Below are 19705 nucleotides of genomic sequence, written 5' to 3' on the forward strand. Positions count from 1 at the left end.
CATGGCGTCGTTTTTTAGCTGCTTTTTTATTGTTTTTGGTACGGCCCGATTTAGACGCCACTTCTGGCAACTCGGTTTCGACTCTTGCTTGAATGGACGTGTAATCTGATGTTTCTGGTGTTTTAGCAATGCCTGCACGCAAAGGATTGAGGTCAACATACGCCATGCAAGTCAGTAGCGCTTGTTCGTCGAGTAACGCTTGGGCCTTAAAACGGCCTTCCCAAAAACGCCCCTTGCAATGGTCTTCGGCATTGGCCAACCGAGCCAGCGGTTCATTAATCGATTTCATAAACCAGCTAATTGAATACAATCGCTTGCGATATTCTTCAGCTTTGGTTTCAACATAATGAATTTCAGCTGCGCTGAGCAGGCGTCGCTTTTGTGAACTAAGGTATTTTTTTACTAACGGCTCGGCATCGAACACTTTGGTATATTGCAATAACACCTGGCGCGCACTCCATTTATTGGCTCGCGCAACATCAACATAAAGCACCAAATGATAATGATTGCTCATCACGGCATAGGCCGCCACATCAATCGAAAATGCCCGAGTCAGCAGATCAATACGATCAACAATCCACTGGCGACGATGATCATAATTTTTTCGAAGCTCAGGCACAATCGCAGGATCTTCACCACACAACCACCCTCGCCTAACGCATCTTGAACAGGCATGCACATATGGATTCGACTTTGGGTCAAACAAGATCGCACGAGGTGCAGGCATAATAGAAAAGGAAGGCTTTTTACAAGCATCCACTCCAGCTTATTTCAGTGGTTTTCTGATGTTATCTGGAATGGATTCACTTTTGAAATCAAATGTTTTTAGGCAGCAGCGTGATCATAAATAAATTTATGGGTGGCGCTATTTTTCCTGTAGGTTGTGGCATCAGCAGCAAAGGGCCTTGTCGCAGCTCGAAAACATCGAGCATTCAGCAAGGTTTAACCAATGCATATTTAGAGGCTGAAGGCTTATTCTCGTTAAGGGAAAGATGGATCACACTTCACTATCCCAAGTGAAACGCCCTGTGCGGACCCGCATGCAGGGTGTTGTGGGGGCTGAGGGTTAGAGACCCTCGGCTACCCGATTAGGCTTATGTACCCGATAAACATTTAACCATAGCTTTGATCAAGTCAGTGAATGCAATGTTTAACTTTGAGTACTCAAGAAATAAACTAGCTAAAATATTTATGATAAAAGAACTTACCAAAGTAAAACCAACAGAAAAAAGTGGGTATTTTTTAATAAATAACTCGACTCTAGATATTAATGGTTTCTTTATTTTTTTAAGTTCTTTCTCTAACTTAGAAATGTATCCATCAGGTAAGCTTTTGCTATTAATATATGATTTACACGAGTTACATAGCTGAGGTTTTTCAGTGTTGTAGATGACATCAAATTTATCACCGTTCATATCGAATAAACATCCACGAGTGTCGTCGTGAACAATATCGTATGCCTCATCGCTACAAACAGACGGTAAAATGTTAACCAAAACAGCTACTTCATATATATTTTTCAGGATAAAATTTTCAATAGAAATATTGTTATTTAGAAGTAGCTGGTCTATCCCTGCAATAGATAAACAAACAGCATTATCATTTATTCTGTGGAGGTAAAAATCATCATCATAAGGGTAATTCATAATAGCGAATGTGATATCAGCATTCTTTGCTTTAGTAATAATGTTAGAGACTTCATCAACGGAGTATTCTACGTCTAGATAACCATCGTTTTTATTTGCTTTAGGTAAGTTTTCAATTGATTCCAATGATGAAACTTCAAAAAACTTTGATGAAAACGATGATAACTTATTTTTATTGATTACATGCCTAGGGTGACCAAGAAACAATAACTTTATTCTGACTTTATCCAATTGTTGACCTTTATAAAAGTTTGAAGCTTAAATGCTGATTATGAAATAAGCCTAACAGCAACCTATACGGTTCTGTTTCCGTATAGGTTTATATAGATATGAAAGCAGGATTCCGCTTTAGGCCGCTAGCCACGTGACCTGAAGCCGCTTTCACCGTTTGCAGGCGACCGTATATCTCCTTTCCGTATATGTCAATTGACTGAAATGTCACTTATGATCCGCTGAACAGAAGGGCATCTATCATCCAACCCTAACCAGTTGAAATTAAATTAATTTTTATAGTTGGCTGAAAACAACATATACGGATTCTTTCTCTTAGGTTTGACAGTTATCGACACGAAAACAGACACCACCCATAGCTTTAACTCATTAACACAACTACAGATAAAAACATTAATTCTTGGTAGGCCAGTAATTAAAACTACTGGTCTACCGATACCGTTGGTCGCAAGGTGTTTTCTAGATTGGATGGCAATACAGGGGTTTACTACCTTGCCAATACCTTTGTCTGACAGGGCTTTGCCACCTAAAAAATATCAATCAGCAATGCTCATTTATTTATCTCTCACCCCACCTTCACACTCATCATTTCAAAACTAACTGCGTTAAATAGCCCCTTGTCGGTCAATTTTATTTCTGGGATGACTGGCAGTGCTAAAAATGCCATTTGAATAAAAGGTTCAGCGGGAATTACGCCCATATCTTTACAACAGGCTTTTAATTGGGTGATTTTTTCAGTCACTATCTCAGCCGGTTCTAGGCTCATCAGCCCTGCCAGTGGTAGCTCAAGCCCTGCAGAAACTTGCCCTTGCTGATTGACGGTACAGAAACCACCACCTTGCTCAATCAACCAATTGACTGCGGTTGCCATGTCAGTGGGCGATTTGCCAATGACGACTAAATTGTGCGAATCATGGGCGACGCTGGCGGCAAAAGCACCATGGCGAATACCAAAGCCTCTCACCAAACCTAATGCCGGTTTTGATTGATGACCATAACGCTCAATCACTGCGATCAGTGCAATATCATCTTCAACAAATGCTCCAACACGTCCCTTTCCAACACACCATTCGACTAAAAAATCTTTAGTTAATAGTTCATTGGGAATAATTTCTATTGCATGATAATGACCATCGGTTAGGCCAATTTCGAGATCTGCTGCGATTAACGGCTGCCTTTGTACAGTATTTTGAATTGGCGGATTAGACTGCTGAAACTTTTGTTCTACCTGCTCCGGTAGATTTAATTCAGAGACTGTTTTTCCGGCAATCAATACTTCAGAAATCGCCACTTGCTGTAGATCGTTGACTAATAAAATATCCGCCTGCTTGCCAGGTGCAAGCAAACCAAGATGTTTAAAACCAAAGTGTTTTGCTGCAGACAAACTAGCTGCTCGATAGGCCAAGTGCGGTGCAATGTTGTGCTTATTAATTAACCGATGCACCAGCCAATTAATGTGCCCCTCGTGGCGAATTTCATAGGGATTTCGGTCATCGGTACATAACAGGCAGCTATCAACGCTTAGCGGAGTAATTAGCTTTGCGAGCGCATCTAAATTTCGTGCCGCTGAGCCTTCACGAATAATCACACTCATGCCTTTGCGCAGGCGCTCAATGCCTTCGTCATAAGTGGTCGTTTCATGGCAGTTTTGTACACCGGCAGCTAAATAAGCATTCAATTGATTGCCAGTTAATGTTGGGCAATGGCCGTCAATATTTTTACCCTTGAACACGTGCAACTTGTCCAGCATATCCGGGTCGCCATTAATCACCCCGGGGAAATTCATTACCTCGGCTAAGCCAGTCACTTTTGGGTTATCTAGCAACGAGGCCATTTCTGGCAAGGTAAAATCCGCACCATTGGTTTCAAAACCTGGTAAAGCGGGCACGCATGAACTGACATGGACCCACATATTTTGCTGCATTAATTCACTGCAACGTAAAAACCAGTCAATGCCTTCGCGCCCCATCACATTAACAATTTCATGGGGATCACAAACAATCGAGGTGGTACCTTTGGCTAAGGTCAGCGCTTCAAAAGCCATGGGATGCACCGTTGAAGATTCAACATGCATATGACCATCAATAAAACCGGGAACTGCCGTTGCCCCTTTTCCATCGATGATTCTGGCAACACCGGTATGGCTGTAATCGTTACCGATTCCGGCTATTTTATCTTTATAAATAGCGATATCGGCGGCAAACTCACCTCCATTGATTAAATCCAGCACTTTAATATTTGTGATTAATAGGTCGGCAGGCTGATCACCGCGAGCTACCGCCAATAGCGATTGCAATTCACTATGGTCAGTGACTCCAGCTTTGGGCTGTTGCATATCCCGCTCCTTGAATGGATATTTTAAGTAGATTTTTTAGCCGTTGGAAATTTGATGATTCGCCAACACTTTTTTTGAAAAGCCTACGTTGGCACTGGCGTAACATACGTCATCTGCGTTAGAACCATCCCAAGAAGCAGCAAGTTTCAAGCCATACCAGTACAGCAATATTCGGCAATAGTCGAAAACCATCCATAAAATCTGATTTTCTTCTTAAAACCAGTCAATTGAAGCAAGGCCTCTATCGATAAAAATCGCAAAAATTTTGAAAGCCGCAGTTTGCGATTGAGATAATTAGTAACTCTGAGTAAAACTATCATTTCAATCGATCACTATGAAACACTTGCCCTGCCTGCCCACCCTATGTACCTTGCTTTGTCGACCATATTAGCCATTCAAGCACATCTGATAACCAGTAACAGGCAGCAGCACTATTGATACGCCGCATCAGGAGGATAAACCGTGTCGCAACACCAAGCATTTAAAGTTCTCGAACATTGGCTCAACCAGCAGGTTATTGGCCAATCTTCATTAGTTAACCGTATCCTGATTGCACTTCTAGCAGACGGTCATTTACTGGTTGAAGGTGCGCCCGGCCTAGCGAAAACCCGTGCGATCGTGGCACTATCCAAAGGGTTAGATGCTGATTTCCAGCGGCTTCAATTTACTCCTGACTTATTGCCTTCTGACTTGACCGGCACCGAAATTTTTAACCCCCACGATGGTCAATTCAGCTTTCGTGCCGGGCCGATGTTTCACAACTTGTTGTTAGCCGATGAAATCAACCGAGCGCCGGCCAAAGTTCAGTCAGCCTTACTAGAGGCGATGGCAGAGCAACAAATTTCTGTCGCCGGAGAAAGTCACAAACTACCTGAACTATTTTTGGTGATGGCGACGCAAAACCCAATTGAGCAAGAAGGTACCTACCCGCTACCGGAAGCACAGTTAGATAGATTCTTAATGAAAGTGACTGTTGGCTACCCGGACATTGAAACCGAAAAGCTAATATTAGCGCTGGCTAGAAATGAAGTGGTTAAAACCGATACGCCAGAGCCAGAAACCTTATCTCAAGCCAATATCTTTCAGGCGCGACAGGAATTAATGCAGCTGCATATGGCCGATGAAGTTGAAGCCTATTTGCTGCGAATTATCGAAGCGACTCGCCAACCGAAAGCCTATGACGATCAATTAGCACAATGGCTCGAATTTGGTGCCAGCCCACGCGCTACTATTGCGCTTGATCGCTGCGCACGTGCGGTGGCTTGGTTGGATGGTCGTGATTTTGTCACGCCCGATGATATTCGCCAGCTCTGCCCGGAAATTCTGCGCCATCGACTGATTCCTAGCTTTAAGGCTGAAGCATCCGGCATATCTAATGACCAAATCATTGAACGACTGCTTGAATGCGTTGCATTGCCGTAACGCATTTTTTAATAAGTGCGATAATAACGAAACATTTTAAACTTCGATATTTTTTCTACGAATTTTAAAATATAAATACTTTAAATGGTTGGCGATGCAGGTAAGCATAAAATGCGCCTGTATCTTCAAATATCACCGGTATAGATTGCATAGGTTTAGGGATGACTGACCCTGCTACTGATAAAATTGCTAGCGATAAAACTGCCACTGATAAAGCCGCCACTAATAAAATAAGTGCTGACGTGCAGATTCAACTGGAAGATTTAGTTGGATATAGAGCCGGCGCAAAAGGGCTTGGCCTGCCGCCGTCCCGAAACAGCAGCAGCATGCGCAGCGGTGCGCATATGAGCCGTTTGAAAGGCAGAGGCATGGAGTACGAGCAAAGCCGCGCTTACCAGTTTGGCGATGATATTCGCCACATTGACTGGCGAGTTACCGCTCGCGCAGGCAAATTATTCAGCAAAGAATTTCAAGAAGAAAAAGATCGGCAATTACTTTTTATTGTCGATTTAAATCCAAGCATGCACTTTGGCACCAGAAACTGTTTTAAATCGGTACTGGCAGCCAGAATTACTTCTTTGCTCGGCTGGGCGGCAACCGCCCATGGCGATAGAGTGGGCGGCATGGTATTTAACCGAAATACTATTACCCAAATCAAACCGGGCAATGGTAAAAAAAGCCTGCTTAAATTACTCGATTTAATTTGTAATACCGATGCTGAATCTAGCGTGACTAGCCAGCCAGATGCAAACGCTCAAACAAACATCGACATTAATATCCATGGCGGAAGCGAACCGATTACTTTTCATCAGGTGTTGCAGCAAGCACAATCGCTACTGCGCCCCGGTAGCCTAGTGGTGATGTTAAGTGATTTTTATCAGCTCGATAGCAATGCGGAAACTCAGATCAATCGATTGGCTCAACATTGCGACCCGCTAGCGGTGGTTATCTCCGATCAATTAGAGCAAACCGCGCCGCCTCCGGGGAAGTACTGGATTAGCCATCAACAGCAAACTGCTCAAATCAACACCCACAGCAAAGCGTTGCGCAGTGCTTGGCAACAACAGTTTAAAGAACATCAACTGAACTTGTCGGCCATGTTATCTGGCAATGGTATTCCCAATATCCGAATGAGTACTGAACAAGCATCCAGCCCCGATCAGCTCGCGCTGGCATTAAAGCATGCGCTGGGAATTCGTCATGGTTAATCAAGCAGCCGACCCACTAAAAGACCTTAAAGACATTCAATTACCAATAGAACCCGGGCTTTGGCCATTAGCGCCGGGCTGGTGGCTGCTAATGCTGGCAGCTATTGTTTCCATTGCGTTGGTGGTTTATTTCTATTTGAAAAGAAAAAACTCCTTAAAAACTCACGCTTATAAAGAGTGGCAAGGTTATGTTGATTTACCAGCAAGAGATCAATTAATTAAAACTCGCGGGCTAATTCGCCGGATTGCCCAGCAGCAGTTTTCAATTTCAGTCGGTGACAATAGCCAACAGAAATGGCAACAGTTTTTGTTAGATCAGCAATTAGACAGCATTTTTGAACAACAGCAGAATTTATGGTCAAAACAATCGGTTAATGCTGAATATGTAGCAGACTGCTATCAAAAAACCGGTCAATGGATCAGGAGGTTAAAATGAATTTCGCCTGGCCTTGGCTATTTGCTTTATTACCCTTACCGTGGATTTTAAAGCGACTGCTACCTGCAATTAAGCAACAAGGCAGCAGTTTACGCTTACCCTTTTTTAATCGCATTACACTATTACAAAACAACAGCCATCCGCTGAATGTTCGTCATATTGCTTCTTCACTATTATTTGCCATTGGCTGGATAGCGCTGGTGTGTGCAATTGCCCGACCACAGTTTATTGGTGAGCCGATCGCCCAGCAAAGAAATGCCCGCGATGTGATGCTGGCAGTTGATTTGTCAGGCAGCATGCAGGCTCAAGATATGGAGCTAGCGGGTCGCCCGGTTGATCGACTGCAAGTGATTAAAAGCATGATGGGGCCGTTTATTGAACGGCGCGTTGGTGACCGCATCGGTTTGATTTTATTTGGTAGCCAAGCTTTTTTGCAGGCACCACTAACCCAAGACACCCGCACCATCAACCAATATTTGCAAACCTCGCAAATTCGTTTGGCGGGACCAGAAACCGCTATTGGCGATGCGATTGCCTTGAGTTTAAAAACCCTTAAAGATTCTCCCGCAGAAAGCCGGGTATTAATATTATTAACCGACGGTAGTAATACTGCCGGTGAAATTGAGCCTGAAAAAATTCTACCTTTAGCTAAACAAAACCAGTTAAAAATTCATACCATTGGCATAGGCGGTGAAGAACGCATTATTCGCGATTTCTTTGGAAGCCGCAGACAAAACCCGGCTGCCGATCTAGATGAAGCCTTACTGAACTTGATTGCCGAGCAAACCGGCGGCCAATACTTTCGTGCCAGAAACCCACAAGAATTGGAAAAAATTTATCAGCTACTTGATCAGCTAGAACCGATTGAAGCCGATCAACAATGGTTTTATCCAGTTGAAGCACTTTATTTTTGGCCATTATCTATTTTCTTAATCAGTCTATTTTTCAACCTATTATTTGAACGCAGGAGGCAGAATGTTTGATCCTGCAACCAGCTTAATTTTACTGCGCCCTTGGTGGTTAATCAGCTTTATTCCTTTGATTGCTTTATTGCTATGGCAAAAAAAATCGCAACTACAAAGCAAGAGCTGGCAAAAAAGTGTTGATGCGCATTTATTGCCGCATTTATTAAAACGCTCCGACAGCCAAGCAGATTACTTTGGAAAGTCATGGCTGCTGCCGCTGGCATTAGCGCTAACCATTATTGCCTTGTCTGGCCCAAGCTGGAGCAGTCAACAAGCTGAAGTTAAACAAGATCGCAGTGCATTAGTGGTATTACTGGATTTATCTCTGTCGATGAATGCCAGAGACGTGCAACCGAACCGAATTGACAGCGCCAAGCTTAAAATTCGTCAGTTGTTACAGCAGCAGCTGGCCGGTGAACAAGCACTGATTGTTTATGCGGGCGATAGTTTTATTGTTTCGCCGCTAACCGAAGACAGCCAAACCATTATTAGCCAGCTGCAAGTGATGCAACCTGAGCTAATCCCTGAAGAAGCTCGCGGCAGTCGTACCGATTTGGCAATCGCTAAGGCAGTCGAGCTATTACAGCAAGCCAAAATATCTCAAGCACAATTGGTTTTATTTACCGACGAAGCTGGCTCTGAAAGAGACCTACAAGCCGCGCAGCAACTTGCCGGCGGCTTCAGATTATCGGTAATTGCCGTTGGTACCGAGCAAGGCGCACCGATTCCGCTACCGGGTAGCGCTTCAAGTAATTCTGCGGGTAACTCTGCAAGCAAGAACAGCGGCAGCTTTATCAAGCAGCAGGGACAAATTATTGTCGCCAAACTAGATATTGCCGAGCTGCGGAATTTAGCGGCGAATGGCGGCGGTTTGTTCAGTCAGTTACAAACCAATGATTCAGATATCGAGCTATTGAAAAACCTGCAAACTCAAGATGCCCAGCGGCAAGCTGAAAAGCAGCATTCATTTAAACAAAGGCAAGATGGCGGCTTTTGGCTATTACCTTTGATTATTTTATTGCTGCTACCCAGCTTTCGAAAAGGCTGGCTGGCCAGTATTGCAGTGATTTTTCTGCTGCCGACCCCTGCACCGGCTTTTGAGTGGAATGATTTATGGCAAACCAAAAACCAGCAAGGCTACCAGCAATTTAAGCAGCAGAATTTCCAGCAGGCCCAGCAAGATTTTTCATCCGAGCAATGGAAAGCTGCAGCGGCATATAAAGCCGGTGATTACCAAACCGCACTGGATAATTTTGAAAAAGATCCTAGCGCACAAGGTTTATATAACCAAGGCAATAGTTTAATGCAGCTGGGTGAATATGAAAAAGCCATCGAACGTTATGAAAATGGGTTAACGCAAGCGGCTAATCATGCTGAGATGAAAGATAACTTAGCTCTCGCTAAAAAATTACTAGAACAGCAACAGCAACAAAATCAGCAGCAAGATAAAGATTCGGAGCAGCAATCTGACCAAGAGCAAAAAGATTCGGATCAGGATCAGTCCAAAAAAGATCAATCTTCAGAGTCTGATCAAAAGGATGCTTCTTCTAAAGAAGAACAATCCCAACAAGCCAGTAATGATCCTTCTGAGCAGCAATCAGAACAAGATCAAAAACAAGCCGAGCAGGATCAGAAGTCAGATGACCAACAAGATCCAGCTGAGGAAAGCCAATTGTCTGAAGCAGAGCAAGCAGAGAAAAGAGAGCAGCAAGAAAAGCTCGATGAAGATCTGCAACAGCGCCAGGCAGAGCTCCAACAGCAAATAATGCAAGATCAGGAAACCGAAAAAGTGTTACAGCAATTACGCAATGACCCTGCCCTGTTATGGCGAAATCGCTTTCAGGTTGATGCTATGAGTCGCGAATCACAGCAATCTCAATCGTCACGACAACAGGAGGTTGAAAAATCATGGTAAGCCGATCGATTAATCTATTATTTTTATTCGGTATATTATTGTTTTGCGCTCAAGCCTCTGCGGCAAACCCTGTTGCATCGGCCACTGCCGATAGGAGCAATATCACCCTCGGTGAGAGCTTAATTTTAACTATTAGAGTGGAAGGTGAAGCAATTTATGGTAGCAACCCTGATTTATCGCCACTGCAAAACAGCTTTCATTTATTAGGGCAAAACCAGTCCAGTGAAATGCGTAATATTAATGGCAAGGTGTCGCAACAAATTCGTTGGCAAGTAACACTGGAACCCAAAAAAGCCGGCATTATTACCATTCCGGCAATATCGATTGGTAATTTAACCACCCGCCCCAGCCAAATTCGAGTCGCAATGCCCGACCCAGCATTAGCCGGCGAAAGCCGTGAGCTGTTTATGACATTGGAAAGCTCAACCGATAAGGCCTGGCCAGGACAACAAATTAGCTTAACCCTTAAAGTGTATAGCCGGGTTAATCTGAACCGGTTACAAAATGGCGAGCTATCGGTCGATAATGCCACGCTTGAGCAAATCGGTGAACAAACTAGCTATAACACCAAAATTGAAGGTGAAACCTATCGGGTGAGGCAAATTAACTACGCATTGTTTACCGAACAAGCGGGCATATTAACTATTCCTGAACTGCCATTGGCTGCTGAAACCGGCAGTCGTTTACGCCGTGGTAGAGTGATTCGCACATCTAGCCCAGCATTTGAAATTGAAGTCGTGGAAAAACCAGATAATTTTCCAAGTGATTGGTGGATAGCATCTCCCGAATTAAGATTTGAATTAAATTTACCTAAGCAAAATGATTGGCAAGTGGGCCAAGCAGTTACCGCTACATTAGATTTAATTGGATTTGGGGTTAAAGCTGAGCAATTACCGCCGATTAATTGGCAGCCAACTGAAGATTTCCGTGCTTACCCAGAACCAGAGCAGCTAGATAATTTTATTAGTGATAATTTATTTACCGGTCGCAAGCAATTAAAAGTAGCCTTAATTCCAAATAAAGCCGGGCAATTACAATTACCTGAGCTGAGCATTCCCTTTTGGAACACCCAAACAGGGGCGCTTGACTATGCTCGGCTAGCTGCAAAAACGGTGGTTATTAATCCAGCGACTACAGTTATTGCCGCACCAGAATTACCGACCAAGCCATCGGTGGAAGTTCGCCAATTCACTATTTCAGTATTTGCGCTACTGTGGCCGCTAACACTGCTAGGTTGGTGGTTTGATCGACGACGATTAAAAAAACGTATCGGCAAATCTGTTATGCAAACTGCATCAAATAGCCATTCTTTATCGATCAATTCGGCGAATGCTTATCTGAAAGATTTATTGCAGGCTTGCCGAAATGGTCAACCACAGCAAGCTTATCAAGCATTGTTAGTTTGGTTAAAACAGCAAAACCAGTTTAAAAATGTCAATAGTCTGGCAGAACTGGCCGCTTATGATAGTGAGGTGGCAAAAGAAATTGCCAGACTGCAGCAGGTTCTTTACGCTGCTAATCCGCTCGCAGAAAATGCCAGTTGGGATGGTAAGCAAGCGGAACAAATATTTAAGCGCTGCTTTACACGAGCCGATAGCAAACAGAATTCGCCAGTGCTTCCCCCTCTCTATCCGGAAGCAACGTCAGAATCACGGAGATAATATTAAATGAGCAAATTACAGCAAATTTCGACTCAGTCGAAAATTGTAGCTGACACCGCTGATGTTGAGGCGATCAAACAACATAAACCAACTGATGCAACAACCAACCCAAGTTTGGTACTGGCGTATATTAGCAAGCCAGAAAATCAAACGCGGATTAAAAATGCGATTGAAAAAGCCAAGGCACAAGCCGGCGATAAAAATGCTCAATTACAATATGCACAAGATTGGTTAGCCACTAGCATTGGCGCTGAAATCACTCAGATTATCGAAGGACGTATTTCAACAGAAGTCGATGCTCGACTGTCTTTTGATACTGAAAAAACCATCGCGCAGGGTCTTCGTTTAATTGAACACTATAAAAACCACGGCGTGTCATCTGAGCGCGTTCTTATTAAAGTTGCCGCCACTTGGCAAGGCATTCAAGCCGCAGCTCAATTAGAAAAAGAAGGCATTCACTGTAACCTGACGTTGGTTTTCCATGCCGCTCAGGCACAAGCTTGTGGCGAACGAGGCATTACGCTGATTTCACCCTTTGTAGGCAGAATTCTCGATTGGTACAAAGCCAATACTGATGTTGAGTACACCGCAGAAAATGATCCTGGGGTGATTTCAGTCAGTCGTATCTGGCAGCTGTATCAGCAAAAAGGGTTTACTACAGAAGTGATGGCAGCAAGCTTTCGCAACACCGGCGAAGTGGAAGCATTGTCTGGCTGCACTTGCCTGACGATCAGCCCTGGCCTGCTCAGCGAATTGAGCCAGAGCCAAGATCAACCTGCCAGCCAATTAAACCGTGAACTGGCACCATTAGAAGCAATGGATACCAGTAATCAGGCGAGCTTTACTTGGCTGATGAACGAAGACCCTATGGCCACCGAGAAACTGGCTGAAGGTATCCGAAAATTTGCAGTCGATCAGCGCAAGCTGGAGAGTCTGATACTCGCCAGCTGGTAATATCAACACCGAACAAATTTGCAAAAAAAGGCTAGTTTTTACTAGCCTTTTTTTTATCGAGTTTCTTTTTCCAGTAATTCAACCACATCAGCAAATACTTCAGCATTTTGCTGGTTTAATTCCATTAACGCTTGATGCGCTTCTAGAACTCGTTTGCCCATCTGTTGTGGGTCTTCATCAATTGGATATAAATCGCTTAAAGCTTCCGGCGTAATATCCGTAGTTTCAAGCACTCGGAAAACTTTTTCAAAACCGAGACTTTGTAATACCCGATTAATATCTGGTTGTGGCGAAATAAGTGTTGGCACTGGTTTATTATATTTTTTACTGGCAATGGTGATTTTTGCCAATAAACCCAAAGCAGTTGAATCGAGGAAATCTGCTTCTCTAAGATCGACCAGTACACCTTCACATGGTCGTTGCTCAAACAATTGCCGCACTAAAATATCTAGCGCGCTGCACAGATTAAATCTGATTTCTCCAACGAACTTGATGATGCAAAGTCCTTTTTGCTCAGTGTGGAGTACTTGCCCTGTATGCATTATCACCCCTTTCTTTGAATCGTCAGAACCGTAATGTCATCCGGCGGCACATCCATATCGCTCACACCTAGCTTTTGACATATTTGATCGGCTGTTTGATTATCTTGGTCAACTAATCCCAATAAATAAGCTTCTTTATTGGCTAAACCCTGCTCTTGCATAACTTCTAAAACGCCATCAGAGAAAATATTCAAACTGAAAGCATCAGGTAATTCTAGTTCCAGCGACATGTATTCCGCGCCTTCAAATACACCGACCGGGAAACCTGCCTGCTCAATGTATCTTGCTTTACCACCGGTAGAAAAAACCGGATGCGGGAAATGCCCTGCAAAACCTAATTTAAGAACATTGCTTTCAGTATCAATCACACCATAAACCATGGTGAGGTACTTGCCTAAACGAGACTCTAAAACATCGTTATTTAAGCGTGTTAGCAATTCGATAGGTTGTTCAAGCACCCCATCTTGTTGCTTCATCATCTCATTAAAGAGTGTTTTTAGATGGACTGTGACAAACGCAGACGAAGCACCATGACCAGAAACATCTGCCACATAAAAGGCAACTTGAGACTCGGACAACTTGAAATAATCAACGAAATCGCCACTAAGATAAAGCGATGGTATCACTCTATGCGTGAAGTCTATGCCGCACAAACTGCCGTTTTCTGGCAGCAATTGCATTTGAACCTTGCGCCCTGCTTCCTGATCTTCTTCCAGCCGCTTCAGACTTTCTTCTAATTCTCGGTTGGCTTTTTCCAAGCGCGCTTTATAAAGATTATTCTCTTTAATCAGGCGAGCTTTTTGCAATGATGCTCTCACTGCATGTTCGAGCACTGCCATATCGGCTATTGGTTTAACTAGATAATCCCAAGCACCTAGCCGCAAAGCTTCAACTGCATCAGATAAAATGCCTGCCCCGGAAACCATAATCACCGGTGTTTCAGGTGATTCTTTTTGCAGAACAGCCAATACATCCAAACCGTCCATTTCCGGCATGCGCAAGTCACATAACACCAAGTCTGGCTTGTTATCGCGAAATGCCGCTAAACCTTTCAGACCATCAGAGGCTTCCATCATCTCAAAGCCGCTGTCTTCCAAATAAGCAACGATGCTTTCACGAAGTACTTTTTCATCATCAATCGTCAGAATTCTGGCTGGGGTGCAACAGTCTTCGACAAACTCCATATCAACTCCGACTTGTAAAAATGGACATCCTTGAGCTAGGCGACCAAACTGCTGATAGGCAATTATCAGTGTTGGTTCTGATTTCTGTCATCGATGCTAAAACAAAGCACTGAATCGTTCCAGCACCACTGATAAAAAAAAGGACTTTTAAATGTCAGATGAAACAATAAATCAGGAAAAGCGCGCTTTTTTCCGGATGCGGATTCCAGGCAAGGTCATCATAAAGCCATTCAACAGCGACCAACCGCTGCAAGGAAAATGCATCAATATTAGTGCTAACGGTTTATTGTTTGAATCGGCAACTGCTTTGAATGTTAATTCAGAAGTTGAAATTGAAGTTTACAGTGCCGATATCAATGTTCAGCCATTGATAACCAACGCCTTAGTGATTCGATGCCAGCTAATAGCAGATTCATCATGTTATGAAATCGCACTAAAAATGGACCTTCCACAAAGCAACAAGCCGATCCAATAATGGACCGGCTTGTTACTGGTAGCAACTTAACTTAGTTATTGAAACCTAATCAGCATGCGGGCACTTAATTACTGACCTAGTGCTTCTAACTCTTCATCCGACTCATCATCCAGCCAAGCTTCTTCGTCATCATCTTCAGGCACATCACCATCGTAGATTGAAAAAACTCTCTGTTGTAACCAAGCATCTCTCAACAATAAATATGGATCAATTGCGCCTTCCAGCAAGCTTTCTTGAGCAATCAGTCTGCTTCTAAGATTTACCGTACGCACTACCTGAGTTGACACTCTTGGCACGGTGTCACTGATGTGCCCTACTGGATCAGTCTGTAATGCGAAACCTGCTACTGTGCCCAATCCATCTCGAACTGTGGTTGGGCCAAGCAGTGGAATAAACAAAAAAGATGAATTCTCATATCCCCAATAAGCTAAAGTCTGCCCAAAGTCTTCGCTGTGCTTGTTTAAACCAAAATCACTCGCTGGATCAAACAATCCCAAAACACCAATCGTACTGTTCACAAGAAAACGACCGGTATCAGAAGCACCTTGCACCAGCTTAAACTGCAACAAGTCATTAATGATGGTTAATGGCTCGGCCAAATTGCCAAAAAATCGGCTGAAGCTGTTTCTAATCGGCCTTGGCGTCCATTCTTGATAAGTCACTGCAACAGGTCGAAGCACTGCCTTATCAACTGCATCTGTTATCTCATAGGAGGATCGGTTAAAACCTTCATAAGGATCAATCGGATTCCCTGAAGTTGCACAGCCTGCCAAAAAAGAAAAGCTTAGCGCGATAGCAGCAAGTTTAAGATGTTTCATCTGGCCTCTCATTTAAAATTCACCCGGCAAATATAGCAAAAATAGATCAGCCTCACAGCTTTCTATTCTGATGCTTAACTTGCATTAATGATGGACATGAATAATCAAATAAAGTGCCAAAACTAATCTAACTCGTACTAAAAAAGTTACATGCTACGACTTAGCAATACACTTCCCACCGAATAACCGGCACCGAATGAACAGAGCAGACCAACACTACCAGTCGGTAAATCGCTATTATGGCGATGAAAAGCAATCACTGAACCTGCCGAACTGGTATTGGCAAATTCATTTAAAATAACAGGGGCTTCTTGCTTACTGGCTTCCCGGCCCAAAACTTTCTTGGCAATCAAATTGTTCATATTGATATTTGCTTGGTGCAACCACATCCGATTTAACCCTTCACTCTCAATACTATTTTTTTCTAATTGCGCACCGATCATTGCCGCAACCATTGGCACAACATCTTTAAAAACTTTTCGACCTTGCTGAATAAACAACCGATCATTTTGGGATCTTGGTGGCTCTTCACAAGGATTTAGATAGCCAGCATTGTTGCGAATATTATTCGAGAAATTGGTTTTTAATGAAATATCCAGAATTTTCCAATGGGGTACTTTCCGTTCAATTGCTTGAGCTTCAGACTCAAGCAGAACTGCAGTACAGGCATCACCAAAAATAAAGTGTGAATCTCTATCGCGAAAATTCAAATGGGCACTGCAGATTTCAGGGTTAATCACCAACACCCTGTCCGCTGAACCGTTAGCGATTGCATCTCTAGCCGCTTGAATACCGAAAGTCGCCGAAGAACAAGCAACGTTCATATCGTAGGCATAGCCATCAATCGATAATTCGCTTTGAATTTCAATCGCAATCGCTGGGTAAGCCCGTTGTAAATTAGAACAAGCAACAATCACCGCATCAACATCTTCAGGCTTAAGACCCGCTTGCTCTAACGCTTCAAGAGCCGCTTTAACGCCCATTTCTGCCTGAATAGATAACTGCTGATTGTCACGATTTTCAAACTGCGGACGCATTCTATCAACGCTCAGCACCCCTTTGGCATCCATCAGATAACGGCTTTCAATACCCGAAGCCTTGAAAATGAATTCACTTCCAGAGGGCGATAGTTCAGGCAATTCAGATGCTGCCTCGGCTCGAGACTGGTTTTCTTGTGCAACCCACTGGTTAAAGGTTTCGACGAGCTGATCATTGGAGACACTCTCACCAGGAACGAACAGGCCAGAGCCACTGATAACTACATTGCTCACTGAAGACTCTCTTTTCTTATGATTATGAAGATTGGATTACCATAACTGCGCGACAACTTGTCATCAAGCAACTTTTGGTCACGTAATTCTAGTCAGGCCGCTTTGACTGACACGGTAAATGCGAACTTAGCCACTAATTCAGAATCAAGGCTCGGACAACGCGCTTCAACCAAAGCAACTAATTGCTGGCGTTTACCTGTTTCAATTGCCAGATCAACCAAATGATTTAATGCGGCAACTTCGGCACAACAAAAATGAACATCAGCCCGGGCAGCCTTGATAAACTCGCCCTGCACATCACGCATTACCATCGAAACCTTAATTTTTTTCTTGCGCATATAAAGCATCACCGGCAAACCGGCTGCCATCTCAGCGCCCATAGATAACGCACCAAAATACATACTTTTATAAGGATTAGCTGTCAGTTTTTTGAGCGGCACTTTTACCACTAGCTTGTGATCATCATAGGATTCTAAACAAGGTGATATTTTTGAAAGCAAGGGGATCTGCTGACGAATACCCAAGGAGACCCCCCAGGAAAGAATCTTATTTTTTAATTGCTTAAGGCTCATTTTTATTGTTACCTACTAATGCGTTGCGCTGACCGCACTACCTGGAGGACTTGAAACAAGGAGCTCAAAAGTATGAGGGAAGCGCGAAATACCGCTACTCTGCTAGAGGATCGAACAAAAAGCAATGGCTTTGCTTTTGATATCAATGCGTATACCAGCCAATGTATTAATCACAAAACAGCATGCCAAAACAGCATGCTGCCCACGATTTAGAAAACAGCATGCCACCCAAGACTTTAATTAGAAACAGCATGCCACCCAAGACTTTAATTAGAAACAGCATGCCACCCAAGACTTTAATTATATCTTGATCAAAAAAAATAATGACTGGGATAACTGCAAAAGCTGGCATTTGACAAAACAGCATGCCACCCACGATTTTAACTATATCCCAATCAATAAATCTAATGACCGGGATAACTGAAAAAACTGGCATTCAACGCGATTGCGGCAACTATCTTCTTCGTTTTGAATGCAATTATATTGAATTGATGCCACGACGAAAACCAGATTAACTCTGGTTATTGAAATGGCATCTTATTTTAAAGTTTTTGACTTAAACCCACTCAGCACAACTAGGTATTAACACAAACAGCATGCCACCCAAGACTTTAATTATATCTTGATCAAAAAAAATAATGACTGGGATAACTGAAAAAGCTGGCATTTGACGCAATTGCTGCAACTATCTTCTTCGTTTTGAATGCAATTATATTGAATTGATGCCACGACGAAAACCAGATTAACTCTGGTTATTGAAATGGCATCTTATTTTAAAGTTTTTGACTTAAACCCACTCAGCACAACTAGGTATTAAGAAGGTGGTTGTTTTCCAGGCACTTGCATTTGCTGTCGCCAAGCCTCGGTTTGTTGCTTGACTCGATCACGAAACTGCTTGAGGTTCAGCGCATTGCCCATTGCGTGGGCAAACTGTCTTGCACTGGCCATCACGGTGCTGCGACCGCTCATGGCCGATGCCCACCAGCGTGCATCAGTCTCGATTTTTAATCGTTCAAAAATTGTCGGCAAGCTGCTGTCTATGTGATATTTTTTGTCTGTGCGTACCATGCGAGCACTAGCGTCAACCAATTCTAAATAATCTTTTAATTTAAATGGCAGAGACTGAGGTTTATCTTTGATATTAATACTGGGTTTACTTTCGCTATCAACAAACGATTTTAATCGGGCGAAATTATAATCGTAGCGACGCTGACCATTTGTTTTTCGGCTTTTCTTTCTACGATGATTGCTGGCAGGTAATTCAGTTTCCACTCGCGCTTGAACTGAAGTGTAATTAGAATCTTCTGGGGTTTGCGCAATGCCTGCACGAAGCGGGTTAAGATCGACATAAGCCATGCAGGTTAGCAACGCTTGTTGATCCAGCAATGCTTGCGCCTTAAAACGCCCCTCCCAAAAACGACCTTTACATTGATCTTCCGCGTTGGCCATTCGTGCCAGCGGCTCGTTAATTGAGCGCATAAACCAGCTGATAGAATAAAGCCTTTCGCGGTAAATTGTATCGGCAGTTTCTTCGACCCACTGAACCTGCATTTGGGTAAGTAAATGGTATTTGCTTGGATCTAAATAATCTTTAACCCAAGGGTGAGGCGAAAACACTTTGCAGTATTGCAACAGCACCTGCTTGATATTCCAGTTTTTTGCTCGTTCAACATCAATATACACTACTAAGTGATAGTGATTCGACATCACAGCATAAGCTGCGATATCCACCGCAAACGCCTGGCTCAATCGATCAATTCTATCGACAATCCACTGGCGGCGATGATCGTAATTTTTACGGTGCTTTTTAAGTAGCGTTGGATCTTCACCACACAGCCACCCTCGCCTAACACAACGCGAAATTACATGGAGAAATGGATTTTCTTTCGGATCGTATAGAATCGCTCTGGGTGATGGCATGATGTGAAAATGACAACTTTTTCAAGTGCCGCTCCTGCAAAAATCAACGGTTACCAAAGATTAAATCAATGGCAACTGAATGAGAAATCAAATGTTTTTTGACAGGTATAAATAATATTTTGGGTGGCGTTGTGTTATAAAATCAATGGC

At 43.3% G+C, this 19705-nt stretch carries 19 protein-coding genes; 9 read left to right on the forward strand and 10 right to left on the reverse strand.

Annotated features, from left to right (window positions below; genetic code table 11):
- Positions 1 to 760 (reverse strand): transposase (locus DC094_RS19730; RefSeq protein WP_133245642.1); only part of this gene is annotated, 760 nt, incomplete at its 3' end.
- Positions 761 to 837: 77 nt separating this feature from the next.
- Here DC094_RS19730 and DC094_RS21935 point away from each other — a divergent pair.
- On the forward strand, positions 838 to 1020 hold the full coding sequence (locus tag DC094_RS21935) for a hypothetical protein (RefSeq protein ID WP_133245643.1): 183 nt from the start codon (positions 838 to 840) through the stop codon (positions 1018 to 1020).
- Positions 1021 to 1094: 74 nt separating this feature from the next.
- Here DC094_RS21935 and DC094_RS19735 read toward each other — a convergent pair whose 3' ends face one another.
- Together DC094_RS19735 and adeD are read right to left on the reverse strand one after the other, a co-directional pair.
- The gene (locus DC094_RS19735; RefSeq protein WP_116688854.1) at positions 1095 to 1877 is read right to left on the reverse strand and encodes a hypothetical protein; all 783 of its coding nucleotides are present in this window, start codon (positions 1875 to 1877) and stop codon (positions 1095 to 1097) included.
- Positions 1878 to 2442: 565 nt separating this feature from the next.
- Complete coding sequence (adeD, locus tag DC094_RS19740) at positions 2443 to 4212, reverse strand: adenine deaminase (protein WP_116688855.1); 1770 nt, start codon at positions 4210 to 4212, stop codon at positions 2443 to 2445.
- Between the two features lie 462 nt (positions 4213 to 4674).
- On the opposite strand from adeD, the gene DC094_RS19745 reads away from it, so the two are divergent.
- The 7 genes from DC094_RS19745 to tal all read left to right on the forward strand — a co-directional run bounded on the left by DC094_RS19745 (position 4675) and on the right by tal (position 12773).
- The gene (locus tag DC094_RS19745) at positions 4675 to 5634 is read left to right on the forward strand and encodes an AAA family ATPase (RefSeq protein WP_116688856.1); all 960 of its coding nucleotides are present in this window, start codon (positions 4675 to 4677) and stop codon (positions 5632 to 5634) included.
- Between the two features lie 161 nt (positions 5635 to 5795).
- Positions 5796 to 6842 (forward strand): DUF58 domain-containing protein, encoded by a 1047-nt coding sequence (locus DC094_RS19750; RefSeq protein ID WP_116688857.1) that lies wholly within the window; start codon positions 5796 to 5798, stop codon positions 6840 to 6842.
- Positions 6835 to 7278 carry a DUF4381 domain-containing protein gene (locus DC094_RS19755; protein ID WP_158527409.1) on the forward strand — a complete coding sequence of 148 codons (444 nt, stop codon included), beginning with the start codon at positions 6835 to 6837 and terminating at the stop codon, positions 7276 to 7278. Before DC094_RS19750 ends, DC094_RS19755 begins: the two co-directional genes overlap by 8 nt.
- Positions 7275 to 8261 carry a vWA domain-containing protein gene (locus DC094_RS19760; protein ID WP_116688859.1) on the forward strand — a complete coding sequence of 329 codons (987 nt, stop codon included), beginning with the start codon at positions 7275 to 7277 and terminating at the stop codon, positions 8259 to 8261. The genes DC094_RS19755 and DC094_RS19760 overlap by 4 nt, the downstream gene beginning before the upstream one ends.
- Complete coding sequence (locus DC094_RS19765) at positions 8254 to 10158, forward strand: vWA domain-containing protein (RefSeq protein ID WP_116688860.1); 1905 nt, start codon at positions 8254 to 8256, stop codon at positions 10156 to 10158. The genes DC094_RS19760 and DC094_RS19765 overlap by 8 nt, the downstream gene beginning before the upstream one ends.
- Positions 10152 to 11819, forward strand: coding sequence for a BatD family protein (locus DC094_RS19770; protein ID WP_116688861.1), 1668 nt, complete (start codon positions 10152 to 10154; stop codon positions 11817 to 11819). The genes DC094_RS19765 and DC094_RS19770 overlap by 7 nt, the downstream gene beginning before the upstream one ends.
- 6 nt (positions 11820 to 11825) lie before the next feature.
- Positions 11826 to 12773 (forward strand): transaldolase, encoded by a 948-nt coding sequence (gene tal / locus DC094_RS19775; RefSeq protein WP_116688862.1) that lies wholly within the window; start codon positions 11826 to 11828, stop codon positions 12771 to 12773.
- 53 nt (positions 12774 to 12826) lie between these two features.
- On the opposite strand, the gene DC094_RS19780 is transcribed toward tal, so the two are convergent.
- Both DC094_RS19780 and DC094_RS19785 read right to left on the reverse strand, forming a co-directional pair.
- Positions 12827 to 13315 carry an STAS domain-containing protein gene (locus DC094_RS19780; protein WP_116688863.1) on the reverse strand — a complete coding sequence of 163 codons (489 nt, stop codon included), beginning with the start codon at positions 13313 to 13315 and terminating at the stop codon, positions 12827 to 12829.
- A gap of 2 nt (positions 13316 to 13317) precedes the next feature.
- Positions 13318 to 14499 carry a SpoIIE family protein phosphatase gene (locus DC094_RS19785; RefSeq protein WP_116688864.1) on the reverse strand — a complete coding sequence of 394 codons (1182 nt, stop codon included), beginning with the start codon at positions 14497 to 14499 and terminating at the stop codon, positions 13318 to 13320.
- A 151-nt stretch (positions 14500 to 14650) separates the two neighbouring features.
- Between DC094_RS19785 and DC094_RS19790 the strand changes: the two genes are divergently transcribed.
- A complete protein-coding gene (locus DC094_RS19790; RefSeq protein WP_116688865.1) occupies positions 14651 to 14974 on the forward strand; it encodes a PilZ domain-containing protein in 324 nt (107 codons plus the stop codon).
- A gap of 68 nt (positions 14975 to 15042) precedes the next feature.
- Here the strand turns inward: DC094_RS19790 and DC094_RS19795 are convergent, their stop codons facing one another.
- The 5 genes from DC094_RS19795 to DC094_RS19815 all read right to left on the reverse strand — a co-directional run bounded on the left by DC094_RS19795 (position 15043) and on the right by DC094_RS19815 (position 19555).
- Positions 15043 to 15792, reverse strand: a complete 750-nt coding sequence (locus DC094_RS19795; RefSeq protein ID WP_158527410.1) for an MlaA family lipoprotein — start codon at positions 15790 to 15792, stop codon at positions 15043 to 15045.
- A gap of 146 nt (positions 15793 to 15938) precedes the next feature.
- A complete protein-coding gene (locus DC094_RS19800) occupies positions 15939 to 17063 on the reverse strand; it encodes a beta-ketoacyl-ACP synthase III (RefSeq protein WP_116688867.1) in 1125 nt (374 codons plus the stop codon).
- A 92-nt stretch (positions 17064 to 17155) separates the two neighbouring features.
- Positions 17156 to 17635: a YiiD C-terminal domain-containing protein gene (locus DC094_RS19805; protein WP_116688868.1), complete on the reverse strand. Its 480-nt coding sequence runs from the start codon at positions 17633 to 17635 to the stop codon at positions 17156 to 17158.
- A 166-nt stretch (positions 17636 to 17801) separates the two neighbouring features.
- Positions 17802 to 18071 carry a hypothetical protein gene (locus DC094_RS19810; RefSeq protein ID WP_116688869.1) on the reverse strand — a complete coding sequence of 90 codons (270 nt, stop codon included), beginning with the start codon at positions 18069 to 18071 and terminating at the stop codon, positions 17802 to 17804.
- Positions 18072 to 18448: 377 nt separating this feature from the next.
- On the reverse strand, positions 18449 to 19555 hold the full coding sequence (locus DC094_RS19815; protein ID WP_116688870.1) for a transposase: 1107 nt from the start codon (positions 19553 to 19555) through the stop codon (positions 18449 to 18451).
- Positions 19556 to 19705: the final 150 nt, after the last annotated feature.

Source organism: Pelagibaculum spongiae, assembly GCF_003097315.1.
GTDB lineage: Bacteria > Pseudomonadota > Gammaproteobacteria > Enterobacterales > Pelagibaculaceae > Pelagibaculum > Pelagibaculum spongiae.